The organism is Nostoc sp. 'Peltigera membranacea cyanobiont' 232, assembly GCF_002245985.1.
Lineage (GTDB): Bacteria > Cyanobacteriota > Cyanobacteriia > Cyanobacteriales > Nostocaceae > Nostoc.
In genome coordinates this window covers 1-14,796 of sequence record NZ_NOLK01000022.1, presented here as the reverse complement: position 1 = coordinate 14,796, position 14,796 = coordinate 1, and the positions used below count along the sequence as shown (strand labels likewise).

12 protein-coding genes are annotated in these 14,796 nt (G+C 40.3%); 5 read left to right on the top strand and 7 right to left on the bottom strand.

The genetic code is table 11. The features are described from left to right. Positions 1-6 precede the first annotated feature (6 nt). The 3 genes from CDG79_RS09980 to CDG79_RS09970 form a co-directional block, all read right to left on the bottom strand. Positions 7-237: a hypothetical protein gene (locus tag CDG79_RS09980; protein ID WP_094342042.1), complete on the bottom strand. Its 231-nt coding sequence runs from the start codon at positions 235-237 to the stop codon at positions 7-9. A 194-nt stretch (positions 238-431) separates the two neighbouring features. After that, positions 432-1,490 carry a serine/threonine protein kinase gene (locus tag CDG79_RS09975; protein WP_094341994.1) on the bottom strand — a complete coding sequence of 353 codons (1,059 nt, stop codon included), beginning with the start codon at positions 1,488-1,490 and terminating at the stop codon, positions 432-434. A gap of 137 nt (positions 1,491-1,627) precedes the next feature. Beyond that, positions 1,628-2,521: an alpha/beta fold hydrolase gene (locus CDG79_RS09970; RefSeq protein ID WP_094341993.1), complete on the bottom strand. Its 894-nt coding sequence runs from the start codon at positions 2,519-2,521 to the stop codon at positions 1,628-1,630. A 160-nt stretch (positions 2,522-2,681) separates the two neighbouring features. Between CDG79_RS09970 and CDG79_RS09965 the strand changes: the two genes are divergently transcribed. Next, positions 2,682-4,376, top strand: a complete 1,695-nt coding sequence (locus CDG79_RS09965) for an S-layer homology domain-containing protein (RefSeq protein ID WP_189524943.1) — start codon at positions 2,682-2,684, stop codon at positions 4,374-4,376. Between the two features lie 112 nt (positions 4,377-4,488). Continuing rightward, positions 4,489-5,268, top strand: coding sequence for an MBL fold metallo-hydrolase (locus CDG79_RS09960; RefSeq protein ID WP_094341992.1), 780 nt, complete (start codon positions 4,489-4,491; stop codon positions 5,266-5,268). Positions 5,269-5,620: 352 nt separating this feature from the next. Here CDG79_RS09960 and CDG79_RS09955 read toward each other — a convergent pair whose 3' ends face one another. Next, positions 5,621-6,622, bottom strand: a complete 1,002-nt coding sequence (locus CDG79_RS09955; protein ID WP_094341991.1) for a mechanosensitive ion channel family protein — start codon at positions 6,620-6,622, stop codon at positions 5,621-5,623. 107 nt (positions 6,623-6,729) lie between these two features. On the opposite strand from CDG79_RS09955, the gene CDG79_RS09950 reads away from it, so the two are divergent. The 3 genes from CDG79_RS09950 to CDG79_RS09940 are packed head-to-tail and all read left to right on the top strand — an operon-like array spanning position 6,730 to position 12,531. Beyond that, the gene (locus CDG79_RS09950; protein ID WP_094331696.1) at positions 6,730-7,647 is read left to right on the top strand and encodes a histone deacetylase family protein; all 918 of its coding nucleotides are present in this window, start codon (positions 6,730-6,732) and stop codon (positions 7,645-7,647) included. A gap of 30 nt (positions 7,648-7,677) precedes the next feature. Then, positions 7,678-8,025, top strand: a complete 348-nt coding sequence (locus CDG79_RS09945) for a hypothetical protein (RefSeq protein WP_094341990.1) — start codon at positions 7,678-7,680, stop codon at positions 8,023-8,025. A 27-nt stretch (positions 8,026-8,052) separates the two neighbouring features. Continuing rightward, complete coding sequence (locus CDG79_RS09940) at positions 8,053-12,531, top strand: translation initiation factor IF-2 N-terminal domain-containing protein (protein WP_094341989.1); 4,479 nt, start codon at positions 8,053-8,055, stop codon at positions 12,529-12,531. Between the two features lie 232 nt (positions 12,532-12,763). On the opposite strand, the gene CDG79_RS09935 is transcribed toward CDG79_RS09940, so the two are convergent. The 3 genes from CDG79_RS09935 to CDG79_RS09925 are packed head-to-tail and all read right to left on the bottom strand — an operon-like array spanning position 12,764 to position 14,420. Beyond that, on the bottom strand, positions 12,764-13,462 hold the full coding sequence (locus CDG79_RS09935) for a DUF6745 domain-containing protein (RefSeq protein WP_094341988.1): 699 nt from the start codon (positions 13,460-13,462) through the stop codon (positions 12,764-12,766). Continuing rightward, positions 13,462-13,794: a hypothetical protein gene (locus CDG79_RS09930; protein WP_094341987.1), complete on the bottom strand. Its 333-nt coding sequence runs from the start codon at positions 13,792-13,794 to the stop codon at positions 13,462-13,464. Before CDG79_RS09930 ends, CDG79_RS09935 begins: the two co-directional genes overlap by 1 nt. 38 nt (positions 13,795-13,832) lie before the next feature. Beyond that, positions 13,833-14,420 carry a hypothetical protein gene (locus tag CDG79_RS09925; protein ID WP_094341986.1) on the bottom strand — a complete coding sequence of 196 codons (588 nt, stop codon included), beginning with the start codon at positions 14,418-14,420 and terminating at the stop codon, positions 13,833-13,835. Positions 14,421-14,796 lie beyond the last annotated feature (376 nt).

Here is a 14,796-nt window from a genome sequence, read left to right as displayed (position 1 = left end):
ACACAATTACTGATAGGGCATTACCGTTAAAGAGTCTTTTAGCTCCATTAAAGAGTCTTTTAGCTCCATTAATGAGCCTTTTAGCTCCATTAAAGAGTCTTTTAGCTCCATTAATGAGCCTTTTAGCTCCATTAAAGAGTCTTTGATACTCATTAATGAGCCTTTTAGCTCCATTAAAGAGTCTTTTAGCTCCATTAATGAGCCTTTTAGCTCCGTTAAAGAGTCTTTGATACTCATTAAAGAGTCTTTGATACTCGTGAATGAGCCTTTTAGCTCCATTAACGAGTCTTTGATACTCGTGAAAACTTCAGCAATTTTCACAAGCGTGGAATATACATAATTTTAGGGGCACAATATATTGTGCCCCTACGCGTATAGTCTATTCAAATGAAAATCGCTGTAAACCTTAGCCGACAGCAACCTAGATAATTTTATTCTCCGGTTTTTTCTTGGCAACTTGCCTTTAAATCAAAGCTTGTACATTCTGTAGCTTCCAGCAATTGTCTAACTGCATCACCAGGCTGACAACTCATCAAAGTTGTCCCAACCGTAGCCAGTGTAATAACAGTGGCTAGTCCCAGCACTGTAGCTCGTTTTCTAGGTTTGATTGTACTGACTAAAGTATCTATCCCAGTGGCAGTACCAACAACCTCAATTGGCCCAAGTGCTTTTAAAGCAACAGCCGCATTAGCATAGCGATGTTTCCGATTGCGTTCCACCATTCTCATCAACCACCACCGAAAACGCGGACTGATTTGAGGAACTAACTTCTGGAAATTAAAGCGATAGTTATCATCAATTAATTTGCCAATCTCAACAGAACGGGTATTAGTAAGTAAGCAAATTAGTGTTGCTCCTAAACTATATAAATCTGATGCCTCAGTTAGGGAATGACCAAATTGTTCTTCTGGAGGCATAAAACCTGGGGTTCCGGCGACAAAGCTGCTCAGAGCTATTTTTGCACCCTGTATCCTAGCTAATCCAAAATCAACCAGGTAAGCATTTAGTTCCTCATCGACCAAAATATTCTCTGGCTTAATATCCCGATGAATAATTGACGGAACTTGCTTTTGTAAATAAACCAAAATTTCTAAAATTGACAGAGCAATTTGCTTAATTTCTTCTGGATAAAAGCTGCGTGTCAATCCCAAAGATGGAGCATTTTTGTATTCCTGTACTAAATAAAAAGCCCCTGGCATTTCAAAGGAATCTACATAGCGAGGGATGCGGGAATGATTCAGTTGTTTCAAAATTTCAATTTCGCGCTCATAAGCTTTCACTCCTGATAAATCAGCACTTGCACGAGCAAAACAAAACTCTTTAATCACCACCTGTTCATTAGAGTCGAGGACATTAGCTAGATATGTAATGCGTCCCCCTTCTCTATTGCATCCTAGTTCGCTGATAACTTGATAGCCTTGTTCAGAAAAATCTGGATGGTGATTTAAGGGAATTACCCCTTTATATCCATTGTGCATATCAAGCTCCATTACACACCAAATGAGTTCGATTATGTCAAGGTGCAACTAAAAAATTAAGATCGATTCACCCAGATTGCTAGCCCCATTGTTACCACGCCTGGGCCAAGGTGCATTGGCAGAAAATTTTGCATCTTGGCGCGAAATTATCACCTTTGCGCTAGCCAATGGACAATCTGGGCATTAACAATATCTGGAACCTCATCATGGGGACAATGACCGGCATTGGGAATGGGAACAATTTTGATATCTTTGCCATTCTCATGCGCCTTTTCGTAAATCTTTGCCCCGGTAATTGGTGTCCAGGGATCGTCAGCACCCCAAATTACTAATAAGGGACGTTCGACTTTGGGCAAAAGTTCCTCTGGGCTTGGGCCTGGAGGCGCTGTGAGAATGGAAGCGAAGACTTGTTGCGCTCCTGGGTCGCAAGAGGGAGTATAAAGTAAATCGACTAATTCATCGGTGACGGCTTGGCGATCGCGGTAAACTTGGTAGAGGGTACGGCGAATTTGGGCTTTTTGACGGATGCGGTTATAGACAAATTTACCTGTAATTGGCGATCGCACAAACCGATTAAAAGCTGCCATCACTATCCGTAGCGGCGGGTTCAATTCGTGAGGACGATGACTCAACCCACCCGCAGAGTTAATTAAAATACCACCAGCAGCAATTTCAGGATGTTCTACCAGCACAATTAAGCTCAAAAGTGCGCCAATGGAGTTGCCAATAAATACAGCAGGTTCGTGTATATGTGTGGTGCAGAAATCTTTCAGCAGTTCTACCCAAACTTCCACACTGTAATCAATAAGCGCTTTCTCGGAACCACCAAAACCTAAAAGGTCTATAGCAAATACCTGGTAGCCAGCATCAGCTAAAACTGAAATATTTTTGCGCCAGTGTCCAATGGAAGCACCGAAGCCGTGAACCAGTACTAGAGGTCGTCCAGTACCCATGACAGTGTACTGGATTTTGTAGCCCTGCCAAGTCCAAAAGAATTTTTCAAAAGCGTCTTGGGTTGCAAGCTGCTGTGTAGTTACAGTCATTATGAAGATTAATAAAGTCTTTCTTTAATATAGTAATGTTCTCTGACCTTATAACTCCTCACCCAGGACTGATTAGATGTTAGTTCCACAATTACCAAGGGATTAATAAGTCAAGAGGTATTTAGTATCCCTTGACTTTTTAGACGAATGGTAGTGTGAGATGAAATACATTAATCAAAGTTACTTTGCTCAAATAAGCAAATTTGTTCTGGCTGTAACCTCTGTGGCCATATTTTCGCCAATAGCTTCTGCGTCTGCCGCTTTAGGATTCTCTACCACCATCGCCCAAATATCTGATAATTCCTCCACAGGTCAACAACTTTTAGCCGATAAAAAAGTAGAAAGAAGGAGTCGCACTCAGGTAAGTAGTAGTAAAGTTTCGGCAAAAGGGAAAAAGACAGGTTTTAGCCTTGCAATTTGGCAACCAGCAAATAATTTTTCCGAAGTAATTGCCCGTGTTTCTGTCAAGAGTAAAAGCGATAAGAATTATTTACAAGAGCGGTTTTTGGGCGATTACAAGTACAAGATTAAGCAAAAAGCAAAATTTGTTAAGGGATTAAAAGCTAGCGATCGCATCGTCGTGCGATTATATAATACTCAAAACCGCTTTATTGGCTACAGCGAATTTGAATGTTTGTCGGCAAATACCACAGTTAACCTGATTTTGTCAGCTAAACCTAATGAATACCAAGTCGTTCGCACTGTTTATGGTGTTGATGCTGACCAAGATGGCACTATTGATGCAGGTAAGACCACTTACGACTACTTCACTCAAGTCAGGAACCAACGGGTTATTTTCTTGAGCAGTTCTCAAACCTTCCAAGGTAATCAGTTCCAGGTAGAGGGTTTATCACCAATTTCAGCAACCAGTGTTTATCCTCTCTCTTTTACTCAAGGTGAGTTTGCTTTAGTGCGCCAGTCGTTCATTAACGTCTTTAGTTCCGATTTAGCAGAGGTTTTGCAAGCTAATCCAGGTAGTTTGGTGCAGGTGACTGAAGTCAGCGATAACTCTAGCTACGACATTAGCCAAATGCTAAAGAACTATCGCAAAATCAGTATGTCTCGCAGTCTGCAAGTTGGTTTTTCTGATGTTTCGGTAAACTACTGGGCTAAAAGTTTTATTACCAAATTGACAGCAATGGAAATTCTCGAAGGTTTTCCTGATGGGACTTTCCGCCCAGATGCACCGATAACTCGTGCCCAATTTGCAGCAATGCTACGGAAGGCTTTTGCTAAGGGGAAAATTCGCCAAGCGATGTCTAACGACAAGCCGCTGCGCGTCTACGCTTTTAAGGATGTCTCAACTCAAAATTGGGCTTACAATGCCATCAGCGAAGTTTATCAAATGGGCTTTTTTAACCCTGTTGTTGACAAGGATTTCAACCCCAGCCAAAAGCTTTCTCGCCTTGATATTTTGGTAGCATTAGCGCAGAGATTAAATTATCAAACTAGTGGCTCTACGGATGCAATCTTATCTGTTTACAGCGATGCAAATACTATTCCTCGTGAATATCGCAGTTTAATTGCTGCCTTGACACAACGCGGTATAGTCGTCAACTATCCCAATGTGAACTTGCTAAATGCTGAACAGATAGCAACCAGGTCTGAAGTCTCTGCTTTGCTATACCAAGCCTTGTCTAGCACTGGAAAAGTAGCAAACATCTCCTCGGAGTACGTGGTTGGACAACAGCAAGTTGCAGTTGACGGGCAGACTGAAACTTCAAGGGAACGCATTAAACCGCGTCGCCATTGTAACCAAGGAATTGGTAATGGTGCTGAGGGCTGTGACCCAGGCAATTCCCATCCTCACGGTGGTAGTAATGATGAAGGTGGACGGACTCCTGGTAATAGGTAATACCATTTTTTAAGAGACGCGATTAATCGCGTCTCTTGCTTGCTCTACTCCAAGAAAGCTGACACGATTGATAATGAAGGTAGGCGTTATCTTCACAAAATTTACGAAATTTATGTTTTTAACTTGGTTCGACAGCAACTCTTGGTTACTGGAAATCGGCAGGAAACGAATATTAATTGACCCTTGGCTGGTTGGTTCGTTAATTTTCAGCAATTTGGATTGGTTATTTAAAGGTTCGCGATCGCAAAATCGCCCCATACCAGATAATATTGATTTGATTCTGCTGTCTCAGGGTTTAGAAGACCACGCCCACCCACCAACGCTAAAGCTACTCGACCACAGCATCAAGGTTGTAGCTTCTCCCAATGCTGCCAAGGTAGTCCAGCAGTTAGGTTACACCCAAGTTACAGTATTGGCTCATGGTGAAACTTTCAATTTAAATAATCAAGTTGAAATCAAAGCTTTTCCCGGTTCGCCCATTGGCCCGACTCTGGTAGAAAATAGTTATCTTCTCAAAGAATTGGCGAGTGGTCTAACTGTATACTACGAGCCTCACGGATATCATTCTCCACAACTTCAGCAAGCTGCACCTATAGATGTAGTGATTACACCGTTTATTGACATGACGCTTCCTTTGCTTGGGCCGATTATTAAAGGGAAAAATAGTGCTGTAGAAGTAGTAAAATCATTAAACCCTCAAGTAATATTACCTACGGCGGCTGGTGGGGATGTGACTTTTGAGGGAGTGCTGATGAAACTTATTCAAACTAAAGGAAGTGCTGAAGAATTTCGTTTGTTGCTAGAGAAGAACAATCTGGCGACGCGGGTACTTGAGCCGAAACCAGGCGATCGCTTTGAACTACCATTAGAAAAACGAGCATTAGCAATCTAAGAGGATGTTTTAAAAGTATTTGGCTGTGATTTGAGGCACTTATTGATCCCCCCTAACCCCCCTTAAAAAAGGGGGAACTGGAATCAAAGTCCCCCTTTTTAAGTGGGATTTAGGGGGATCTAAAATTTTTATACCGACAATAGGACTTTTAAAACATCCTCTAAGCACCTAGTACAACAAGGCAAAAGTAAAAAGAAAGAACGCTGATTTTGTAAGATTTATAGCGATTTTAAATGGGTGGCTTATTTACGCCGTGTTGTACTAGCCTAGCGATTAGAAATCAAGGCTTTGAACCCGCAAAGGCGGGTTTTGTCTGTATAGCCGCAACTTCTAGTCGCCAAGGCTTTATAAATTATCTTGTATATACTTCTCTAATCGGAAAAGGAATTTGAATTCCTGCTTGCTGATAGCGTTTGTGTAATTTTTTCACAAATAGATGTTTACCAATTCGTTGATCGAAGTATTCGCTGACGCGCATATAAAGCGTAAAATCTATACTAAAATCATTAAAAGTATGAAATCTGATATATGGTTCGCTGTCTTTTAATTCCGGTGCAATTTCTTGCATGACTTCAATGGCCACTTCTACAGTCACTTTTTCAACTTGTTCTAAATCGCTATCATAACTTACACCCACATCCATTGTTAAAGTAATTTCCTTTGCAGGTAAATGATAGTTGGTGAAAATCGCCGAAGATAACTTAGAGTTGGGAACAATGACTACATTGTTTGACATTTCTTTAATTGTCGTGTTGCGCCAAGAAATATCTATAACATATCCCTCATGTCCAGCATCTAATTTTACATAATCTCCGGTTCTAACTTGCTTAGAAATAATTAAGTAAAAACCAGAAAATAAATTTGCAAGTGTGTCTTGAAGTGCCAAACCAACTGCTAAACCACCAATACCTAAAGTTGTGACTATTGGTGTAATTTGAACACCTAATGTTTGCAATATAATTAATGTTCCCAAAACGAAAACAGTAGTCTTAGCAAGGTTAGAAATTAGTGATGTGGGAACCCCTTCTGCTCTGCGAATAAATAAATCAACAAAACCAGCAGTCAATCTGGCGAAGACTAAGGTTACTGAATACAGCAGTGCGATCGTTATAATCTGGTGCAGGACGTTGGTAATATCTGGTTTGAGGGGAGAACTTAGAATTGCCCAAAAAAAACCGCTAAGGACAAACCAGATAAAGGTCATACGATGCAGGGAATGAAATATAATATCACCCCCGGCAATTCGTTTATGATTAACGAATGTTTCCAGTTTTTTGAAGATAACTTTTTCACCAATTATTCCAGCCAGTAAGCCAGCGAGAATAAATGCTATCGGCGTAATCCATTCCATCATATCGATTTTAAATTTTGATTTTTAGATTTACGAGAGCAGCATTTTGCTGTGATTATGGCTAAATTTTACCTTGTTGTCGGATTAGCTGCTTGAGATTTTCTTTCCTTATGGACTTGCCAATTATTTACCACCCAGATTATATTGCTCCCTTACCTGAAGGACATCGCTTTCCGATGTCTAAGTTCCGACAACTCTATGAATTGCTGTTAACTGATGGTGTCGCTAATCAAGAACAATTTCACACCCCCGAACGTCCGCCACTAGAATTGATAGAGTTAGTCCACACCCCAAGCTACGTTCAAGCTTATTGTGAAGGAACCCTAGACCCCAAAGCACAGCGCCGCATTGGTTTACCTTGGAGTCCAGCATTAGCAAATCGGACTTGTGTAGCGGTAGGTGGTACGATACTCACTGCGAAACTGGCACTAAGTCAAGGTTTAGCTTGTAATACGGCTGGTGGAACTCATCATGCCTTTCCTAATTATGGGTCTGGTTTTTGTATTTTCAACGATTTAGCGATCGCTTGTCGCGTTTTACAAAAATTCGGACTCGTCCAAAAAATCCTAATTGTGGATTTGGATGTCCATCAAGGAGACGGTACAGCTTTTATCTTCCAAGACGACGACAGCGTTTTTACTTTCTCCATGCACTGCGAAGTCAATTTCCCCGGTACTAAACAAAACAGCGATTTGGATGTTCCTTTACCAGTGGGAATGGAGGATGACGCTTATTTACAAACCTTGGCGAATTACCTAGCAGATTTATTGTCTAAAGTCAAGCCAGACTTAGTATTTTATGATGCTGGTGTTGACCCTCATATAGGCGATCGCTTGGGTAAATTAGCCTTAACCGATGCTGGCATTTTTCGCCGTGAAATGCAGGTTTTAAGTACCTGTATGAGTAGCGGTTATCCCGTCGCCTGCGTAATTGGAGGTGGTTATGCTGATGATATGAAATCTTTAGTTTGGCGACATTCCTTACTGCATCGCGCCGCTAGTGAAGTTTATCAGCAGTATAAACTTTGATACAGCCTCTATTCTTTGGAAGTGCCTTAGATGAGAAAATTTAGAAAAGTAATAACAATAATAATATTAAGTACATTGTTAGGAATTCCGTTAGCTCTTTTATCGCTGTGGTATCAGATTCCTCCTCGTTGTAAGCAATTCTGCTTTAGGGAAGCAGGTGGTGGTGAGTCCTTAACGGCAGGGTTCCCATTCCCAATATTGCATGACGAGGTTGGTAGCTCACCTACATCTGGCTGGGGGAGAATCGGGATTGAAGATTTTTTTACTCTAAATCTTGGGGCATTTTTCTTAGATGCCTTTGTTTACGGTTTCATAATAGTCATGCTTTTTGTGATTACAAAAAGTGTTTTTAAATCCGTAAAACGTTCAATACGGTAGAGCTAATACGGACAAAGGTAATAGTGGATGAACAACAGCAAACTCAGAGTCTACGAACTAGCAAAAGAATTAAATTTAGATAGCAAGAAGCTATTAGTAATTTGTGAAAAACTTAAAATTGTAGTCAAAAGCCATACCAGTGCAATCTCAGAATCCGATGCAGAACGAATTCGTGTAGCAGTAAGTAAACTAACAGCAAAATCCTCGAAAACTAAAACAAACTCTGAAGATTGGGGCTATACGTTTATAGCTTCAGCAATTGATAGTTTCATCCGTCATCTTGAAGGTGAGGCTGCTCTGAAATCATATTCCGATTTTAGGGAGCGCCGCGATCGCGCCAATGAGTTAATGTATGAATGTGTCGGTAAAAAGCCTTGTCTGTTTTATGTGCGTCGCAAAGGTGCAGGTAAAGAGGCAAGAGAGGAAATCTGGGATTTGACAATAGCAACAGACTCCGATGATTCTCCATTACCCGCAAGACTTGACAAGCTCAGAAAAACATTAGGATTTAGAGCAGCCGTACAAAAAGATGGACGCGATGGGTTAAAAATACTGTCGGCTCAGTTGTTACAACCATCACGGGGACACGCCGACAGCTATGCTATACCTTGTCGCTTGCGTTTACTGGCTAATCATCAGCATCATCTCGACATTCCGCAGGCGACATTAAAACGTATCGCCGCCGCGCCAGTTTGTGGCGAAAATGTGCCTACAGAAGATCAGCTGAAAGCTTGGAAAGCGTTTTTGCAAATTGAGGAAAAAATTGCTAAAGCTCGTCAATTTTGTGTGCGTTATGTAAGCCATAACTATAACTTTAAAAGACGAATTAGTTTTGAGATTGATGTAAACTCAGCCACCCTTGACGGCTTTTATCAAAATTCCCTCGACGTAGAGAATTTTTGGGAACGAGCAAGACGCACAAAAAACGAAGATTTAAAACTTTTTGAAACTGCTCCCGTCGGCAAAAATTGGATTAGCGGTCGTCAATTAGGCACTGTTGAAGAAGTTGATATCAACCGTGGTATTATCAGCCTCAGACTAGAACGCGACTTAGCTGAATTTATGGCAACAGAGCGTTATAAATTACCAGATAAAGGATTTTTGTGTTTCGAGGCAGTTGGTGATATTCAGCAAATTCAGCGTAAGAAAAAAGCGTTAGATGATTTGAATAATGGTTACACCCAAAATCCCTATTTGGGTAACTTTTTATTCGATGCTGCTCAGGCTAGACAAATCAAAACAACTGTTGAACTTCAACCACAAGATTTATTATTGTCTTCTGCTAATCCTGGCCAAAAAGCAGCAGTAGAAAAGGTACTTGCCGCTAAGGATCTTGTTCTCATCCAAGGGCCACCAGGTACTGGTAAAACTACCGTAATTGCCGAGATTTGTTATCAAATTGCGCTTCGCGGTGGGCGTACCCTAATCGCTTCGCAAGCTAATTTAGCAGTAGATAACGCCCTGAGTAGATTAGTTCACAACCCAGTAATTCGGGCTGTACGCAAGGGTAGAGCCGAAAAAGTTGGGGAAGAAGGACAGCCATTTTTAGAAGACCAAGTGATTGGCAGATGGCTAGAAAATACAGCTTCTGACTGCGAAAATAATATTACACAACGGCTCGAAAATATCAAAGTTTTCAGCCAATTACTGGCATCATCACAAAGATTCACAAACTACTTTCAAGCAGAGGAAGAATTCAATCAACAACAAACTAAATACAATAAAAATAAGTTAAAGATAGAAACAAACTTTAAAAATCAAGAACAGTTTTACAACGAAACTGTAGAAAAACAGAATAACGTTGAATCTCTAATTGCAGGTCTGGAAAATATACTTAATACTGCACAAAATGTTAACTGGGAAGCTCCAGAAGTTACAGACTTCTTGCCACTTCTGAAGCCATACACAGAAGGTAATAGTTTAGTAGAAGAATTTTTAGGAAATGTTCGTAAAACTATAAAATATACTGATGAACTTGGCTTTGTACGTCCGGCCCTTGGTGCTTTTGGTTTAGCGGCTTGGTTGCGTGAAACTGTAGCAAGAGAAATTTCTGGATTTAAAACTGCTTTGACTCATGCTGAAGAAGCCAGTCAAGCCATCTTAGAAGTTGCAGCATCAGTGGAGGTTGTAAAACAGAATTTTGCATTGTTAAATCAGGTACAACCAGATTATCAGAAATATCTTGCCAAACTGCAAAACCTACAACAAACAATCCAGATTTGGGAAAACCGCCAACGGGAAATTGATTATATTATTTCAGCCGTAAAAGAATGGAAATCTACAGCACTTTCTTATTTGTATCAAACTTTAAAAGATTGTCAGCAATCAGGTTTACCGCTAACAGAGAATTTAGTGGACTTACCGTTAGGTTTTTTGATGTTTGCTAATACATTAAAATTACCAATAGTACCAAAAATTTACAAAATTAATCTACCAGAGTGGGAGCTATTGACAAAAGCGATCGCTTATGAAATGGACGGAGGTTTTACTGATAGGCGAGGTAAACAACATAATTTTAGCTATTTTTTACAAGAAAATTTTAGTCAGATTCCAATGGTGCTATCAAAGAGCGATCGCACCCAATGGCAAGAAACCTATCAACAGTTTAGCAATTATCAACTACTCAACCCCAAACAGCGAAAATTACTAGTTGAAAATACCCAAGCTTTCTTAATTAGAATGCAACGGACTTATGGTGCATCATGGGAATGGAATAACATCGATTCTACTCTTACCCGCATTACCCAAGAATTACTAGATACTATTCTTGTAAATGCACGTCAATGCGTTTTAAAAGTAAAAACAGAAACGGAACAACAGCTACAGTATCTACAACGACAATTAAATGAACTTCAAAAAAATGAAATTAGCGAACAGCAAATATCCATTACTCAAGCTGAGGTAGAAAAATCACAACAAGACGCTAATTTGCAACTTGGAAGAGTTATTAATATCTTGCAAGAACTTAATCAACAAAATATACCTACTCAATTACGGGTTTTAACTGAAAAATATCTCGCAACCCAATCAAATATTTGGGAAATTCCACAAGAATTCTCAAATCAAGTGAATTATTGGACAACTTCTATTAGTCAGCTTGAAATCTTAATTTCATCCTTAGAACCTTTTGCGGTATTGGAGATGATTAAAAATTCTCTACACGAGCATATATCAAAGCTAGAAGAAGAAACTAAAACTTCTCTACAGCAGCTTCAAAAATTACAAATTAGCCTGCGTGAAATAGAAGAAAAATTACAACCACAGCCATCAGATAGTTTAATAGAAGAAAGAAACTGGTGGTTGACAGAATGGCAAATAATCCCAGATAAATTTAAACCAGAAAGTTCTGCTGCTAACTTGTTTAATATAGAATTATTGCGCGGTATCAATATTCAGTTTGAATCTTGGCAACAGCAACTCAAAAAAGACGAAATTTTTCTCAACAAATATCAGAATTTTGTACAAGATTGGATTGGAAAATTAAGACAGCCAACAGAAGGCGATAGCGACGATTTAAGACGTATTTATTTAGATAATGCTAACGTCGTCGGTATAACATGCGTTCAAGCTGCAAGTAGAGGTTTTTCGGAAGAATTCAAATCCTTTGATGTCGTCATCATCGATGAGGTTAGTAAGTGTACTCCACCAGAGTTATTAATCCCAGCTTTGAAAGGCAAAAAGTTAGTCATGGTAGGCGATCATCGGCAATTACCACCCATGCTTGATACTAGCACTGTAGAAGAAGTTGCTCAGACAATGGGCAATACACGAGACGAACTACAATTCTTAGAAGAATCACTGTTTAAAAGTCAGTTTGAATCGGCTGATGAAAGCATTAAACAAATGCTGACTACACAATATCGAATGCATCCATTTATTATGGGTGCAATCAATCAGTTTTATGATGGTAAACTAGAATCTGGAATTTTGGAGCCGGACACAAAACGCGCACATCATTTAGCAAGCGAAATTATCCAAGAATCTCAGCATCTTATTTGGGTAAAAACGCCTATTGAAAATCAGTTTTTAGAGCAACGAAATGGAACTTCTTACTTTAATACTCTAGAAGTTGATGCGATTGAACGTCTGTGTCAGCAGTTTGAGAACACTTGGGCTGAGAAAGTTGCCAATGGTGAACCAAAAAAAGAAATCGCTGTAATTACATTTTATGGCGCTCAATTAAGAAAAATTGATGAACGTCTGCAATCTGAACTTTTCCCTTCGCTAGAAATTCGTACTGGTACTGTAGACCGATTTCAAGGAATGGAACGACCTGTTGTAATTGTGAGTATGGTTCGCAACAATAGTAAAGGAGATGTGGGATTTGCTAAGAAACCAGAACGGGTAAATGTTGCATTTTCTCGCGCTCAAGAACTCCTGATAATTGTGGGTTGTCATAATTTATTTACCCATCAATCAGGTAAAGTCGGAAGTATGTATTCTGAAGTTTCAAATATTGTGAATCTTCATAAAGGTTTTGTTGATATTTCTGGCCTATTTAGCTAAACTTATTTACAGGTTTTCTAACCAAAATTGTGATTTTTCAATGAAAGGAATAGGGGAAAAGTAGTTTTCTTTCTTGTACCTATGGTTTAGCGCATCTTCATACAGAATTGGTATGAGTAAACCAAGTCAGGACTTACGCAAAAAAGTTCTGAAGTAGCGGTAATTCATGAATTACCGCTACGACAAATCAGGTTTTTGAGAGAATTTTACGTAAGTCCTACAAGTTTATCTATTAAGCCTCGATCGCAGGGTTATAATCATCTGGATTATTAAAACCTGCAATCCAAGCGGCTGCTTGATGGCAAGTCTGCATGTGAGGGGGGACGCGCAAGATATGAATATGTCCTGTGGATGGACAGGTGACTTTCAAAACCATAAACGGCTCGTCATCCTCAAAAGGAATGTACACTAGTTGACGTTCTCCACCAGCGTCACGATCGCGATCGCGGATCAATCCTCCCACTTGCTGCAAAAATGTCTCGTATCCCAGGCGTTCAATCAGCACGCGGCGTAACTCAACATTCTCCACATTGAGGATATCTTGTCCTGTTAGAGACTGGGATTCAAAGGCAATCTTATCTGTCACCTGCACGCCTCGCCAGCGCCAGACAAAACCATGCCCAGCAGATACACTGTTAATCCCACTTCCAGCCAACTCAATCCAAGAGGTAACGTGGAGTCCTTTGGGAAGAGTTGTGAGGTTTACACAGTCGCTGATATCAAGACTTTCACAGGTGAGATTTTCAGGGAGATTGTAAAGATCGAACGCACCGCTTAAATCCAGATGACCTAAAACACGCATTCCATCCCAGGCGTGATGCTCAAGGATAAGTTTTCGAGCATATTCAGCTGATACAGGCTCGTGACTTTGCTTTGGGCGCTGCAAAACTGGTTTATTCGGCACACGTCCATTCGACATAATTTTGAGCATTAGTCTATCACCTCCACATAAGCATCAGGTCGATATTCGCGTTGTTTCCAGACGCGGTAAAGCCCTTGGGGTAATTCAATCGCCCGATGTTCTTCATGAACTAAAGTAGCACTTGCTTCTTTAACCTCAAGAAAAAGCTCACTACCATGTACCCACAACTGAACAGCATCAGATTGCTGAATGCGATGGCTATGTCCTGTAACTTCACCATGAGCAAGAGTAGCACCTACACCCTTCTTAGCACCGACAGGTAAGCTAGCAATATGCCCGATCAAAACGTCACCATGTCTGTAGAGAATACTATCTTCAGAGTTATTGCTGTTCTTAAACATCTTTATTTATATAATTACGAATTACGAATTACGAATTACTAACGCCCCTGTCTCAAACCTCTTTCCATAAGCATCTGAGGTTCGATATTCTCAACTTTAGGTATCGCTTCTAACAGAGGAATCCCAGCGATCGCATCGGCAATATTACCCGATCGGGCACGCAACCAAGCGGTGTGAGGTGCATAGTTAAGGCTTTGTGTTATTTCGTAACCCGCTCGATTAATTAGCTCACGTTGCGACTCCGCATCAACGCCTTCAGCAAAGCGGATAAAAACCAGTCCAGTTGGTACAGCTAAAGAACCATTGGGTTGGACTGTGTAAATTGGAGTCAGTGTATTGTGTTCTGATGGATTTGGTTCACCTGAAAAAACTGCGATCGCACCATCGTTAAGTTGTAAAATTGCTCCTGGTGCCACCGTTTGGGGTTGATTATTGTAATGTATTGCATAATACCCAGACTTCCGAGTGTAAGATCCAGTAGTGTGTAGGCGTAGCCCGCCGTAAGCATTGCTACCAACCCGAATTTGTTCAGGATAATCAGAAAAATAGTCGTTTTGAAATTTCACTTCAGCAATCAGGGGTAAAGAGTACACCTGGAGAAAATACTCAGCCGGAAAATAAAACATCTTTCTTAAGTTCTAATGATGTTATAGCGTTTTTTAGTGGTATACAATACAAATTTTTCATCGGAATGCAAGCTATATGCCCCTAATGATAGTGAAGATTCTTAAAGCAGCCTAATTTTGAATCCTCTCTTTTCTGGAAAGACGAATCGAAGGTTTGTATGAACTTTTGAGAGATTAAATCCTGTTCAAACTGTATATTTTTAATGCTGTAATACACATATAACACATGAAATAAAAAGCATCTATAAACTAAACGTAAACACACGCTGCGTAGTAGTCCCGGATTTCTCACCAATGCTCAAAACGTTGTGCAGGGGAGCAGAGGGGCAGGGGAGCAGAGGAGAGTTCAATGTGCCAAGTTCAATCCCCTCTGCCC

Bases quoted from the DNA above. Each gene is read 5' to 3' on its own strand.
- CDG79_RS09980 (WP_094342042.1), bottom strand. From the start codon at position 237: ATGAGTATCAAAGACTCTTTAACGGAGCTAAAAGGCTCATTAATGGAG.
- CDG79_RS09975 (WP_094341994.1), bottom strand. From the start codon at position 1,490: ATGGAGCTTGATATGCACAATGGATATAAAGGGGTAATTCCCTTAAAT.
- CDG79_RS09970 (WP_094341993.1), bottom strand. From the start codon at position 2,521: ATGACTGTAACTACACAGCAGCTTGCAACCCAAGACGCTTTTGAAAAA.
- CDG79_RS09965 (WP_189524943.1), top strand. From the start codon at position 2,682: ATGAAATACATTAATCAAAGTTACTTTGCTCAAATAAGCAAATTTGTT.
- CDG79_RS09960 (WP_094341992.1), top strand. From the start codon at position 4,489: ATGTTTTTAACTTGGTTCGACAGCAACTCTTGGTTACTGGAAATCGGC.
- CDG79_RS09955 (WP_094341991.1), bottom strand. From the start codon at position 6,622: ATGATGGAATGGATTACGCCGATAGCATTTATTCTCGCTGGCTTACTG.
- CDG79_RS09950 (WP_094331696.1), top strand. From the start codon at position 6,730: ATGGACTTGCCAATTATTTACCACCCAGATTATATTGCTCCCTTACCT.
- CDG79_RS09945 (WP_094341990.1), top strand. From the start codon at position 7,678: ATGAGAAAATTTAGAAAAGTAATAACAATAATAATATTAAGTACATTG.
- CDG79_RS09940 (WP_094341989.1), top strand. From the start codon at position 8,053: ATGAACAACAGCAAACTCAGAGTCTACGAACTAGCAAAAGAATTAAAT.
- CDG79_RS09935 (WP_094341988.1), bottom strand. From the start codon at position 13,462: ATGCTCAAAATTATGTCGAATGGACGTGTGCCGAATAAACCAGTTTTG.
- CDG79_RS09930 (WP_094341987.1), bottom strand. From the start codon at position 13,794: ATGTTTAAGAACAGCAATAACTCTGAAGATAGTATTCTCTACAGACAT.
- CDG79_RS09925 (WP_094341986.1), bottom strand. From the start codon at position 14,420: ATGTTTTATTTTCCGGCTGAGTATTTTCTCCAGGTGTACTCTTTACCC.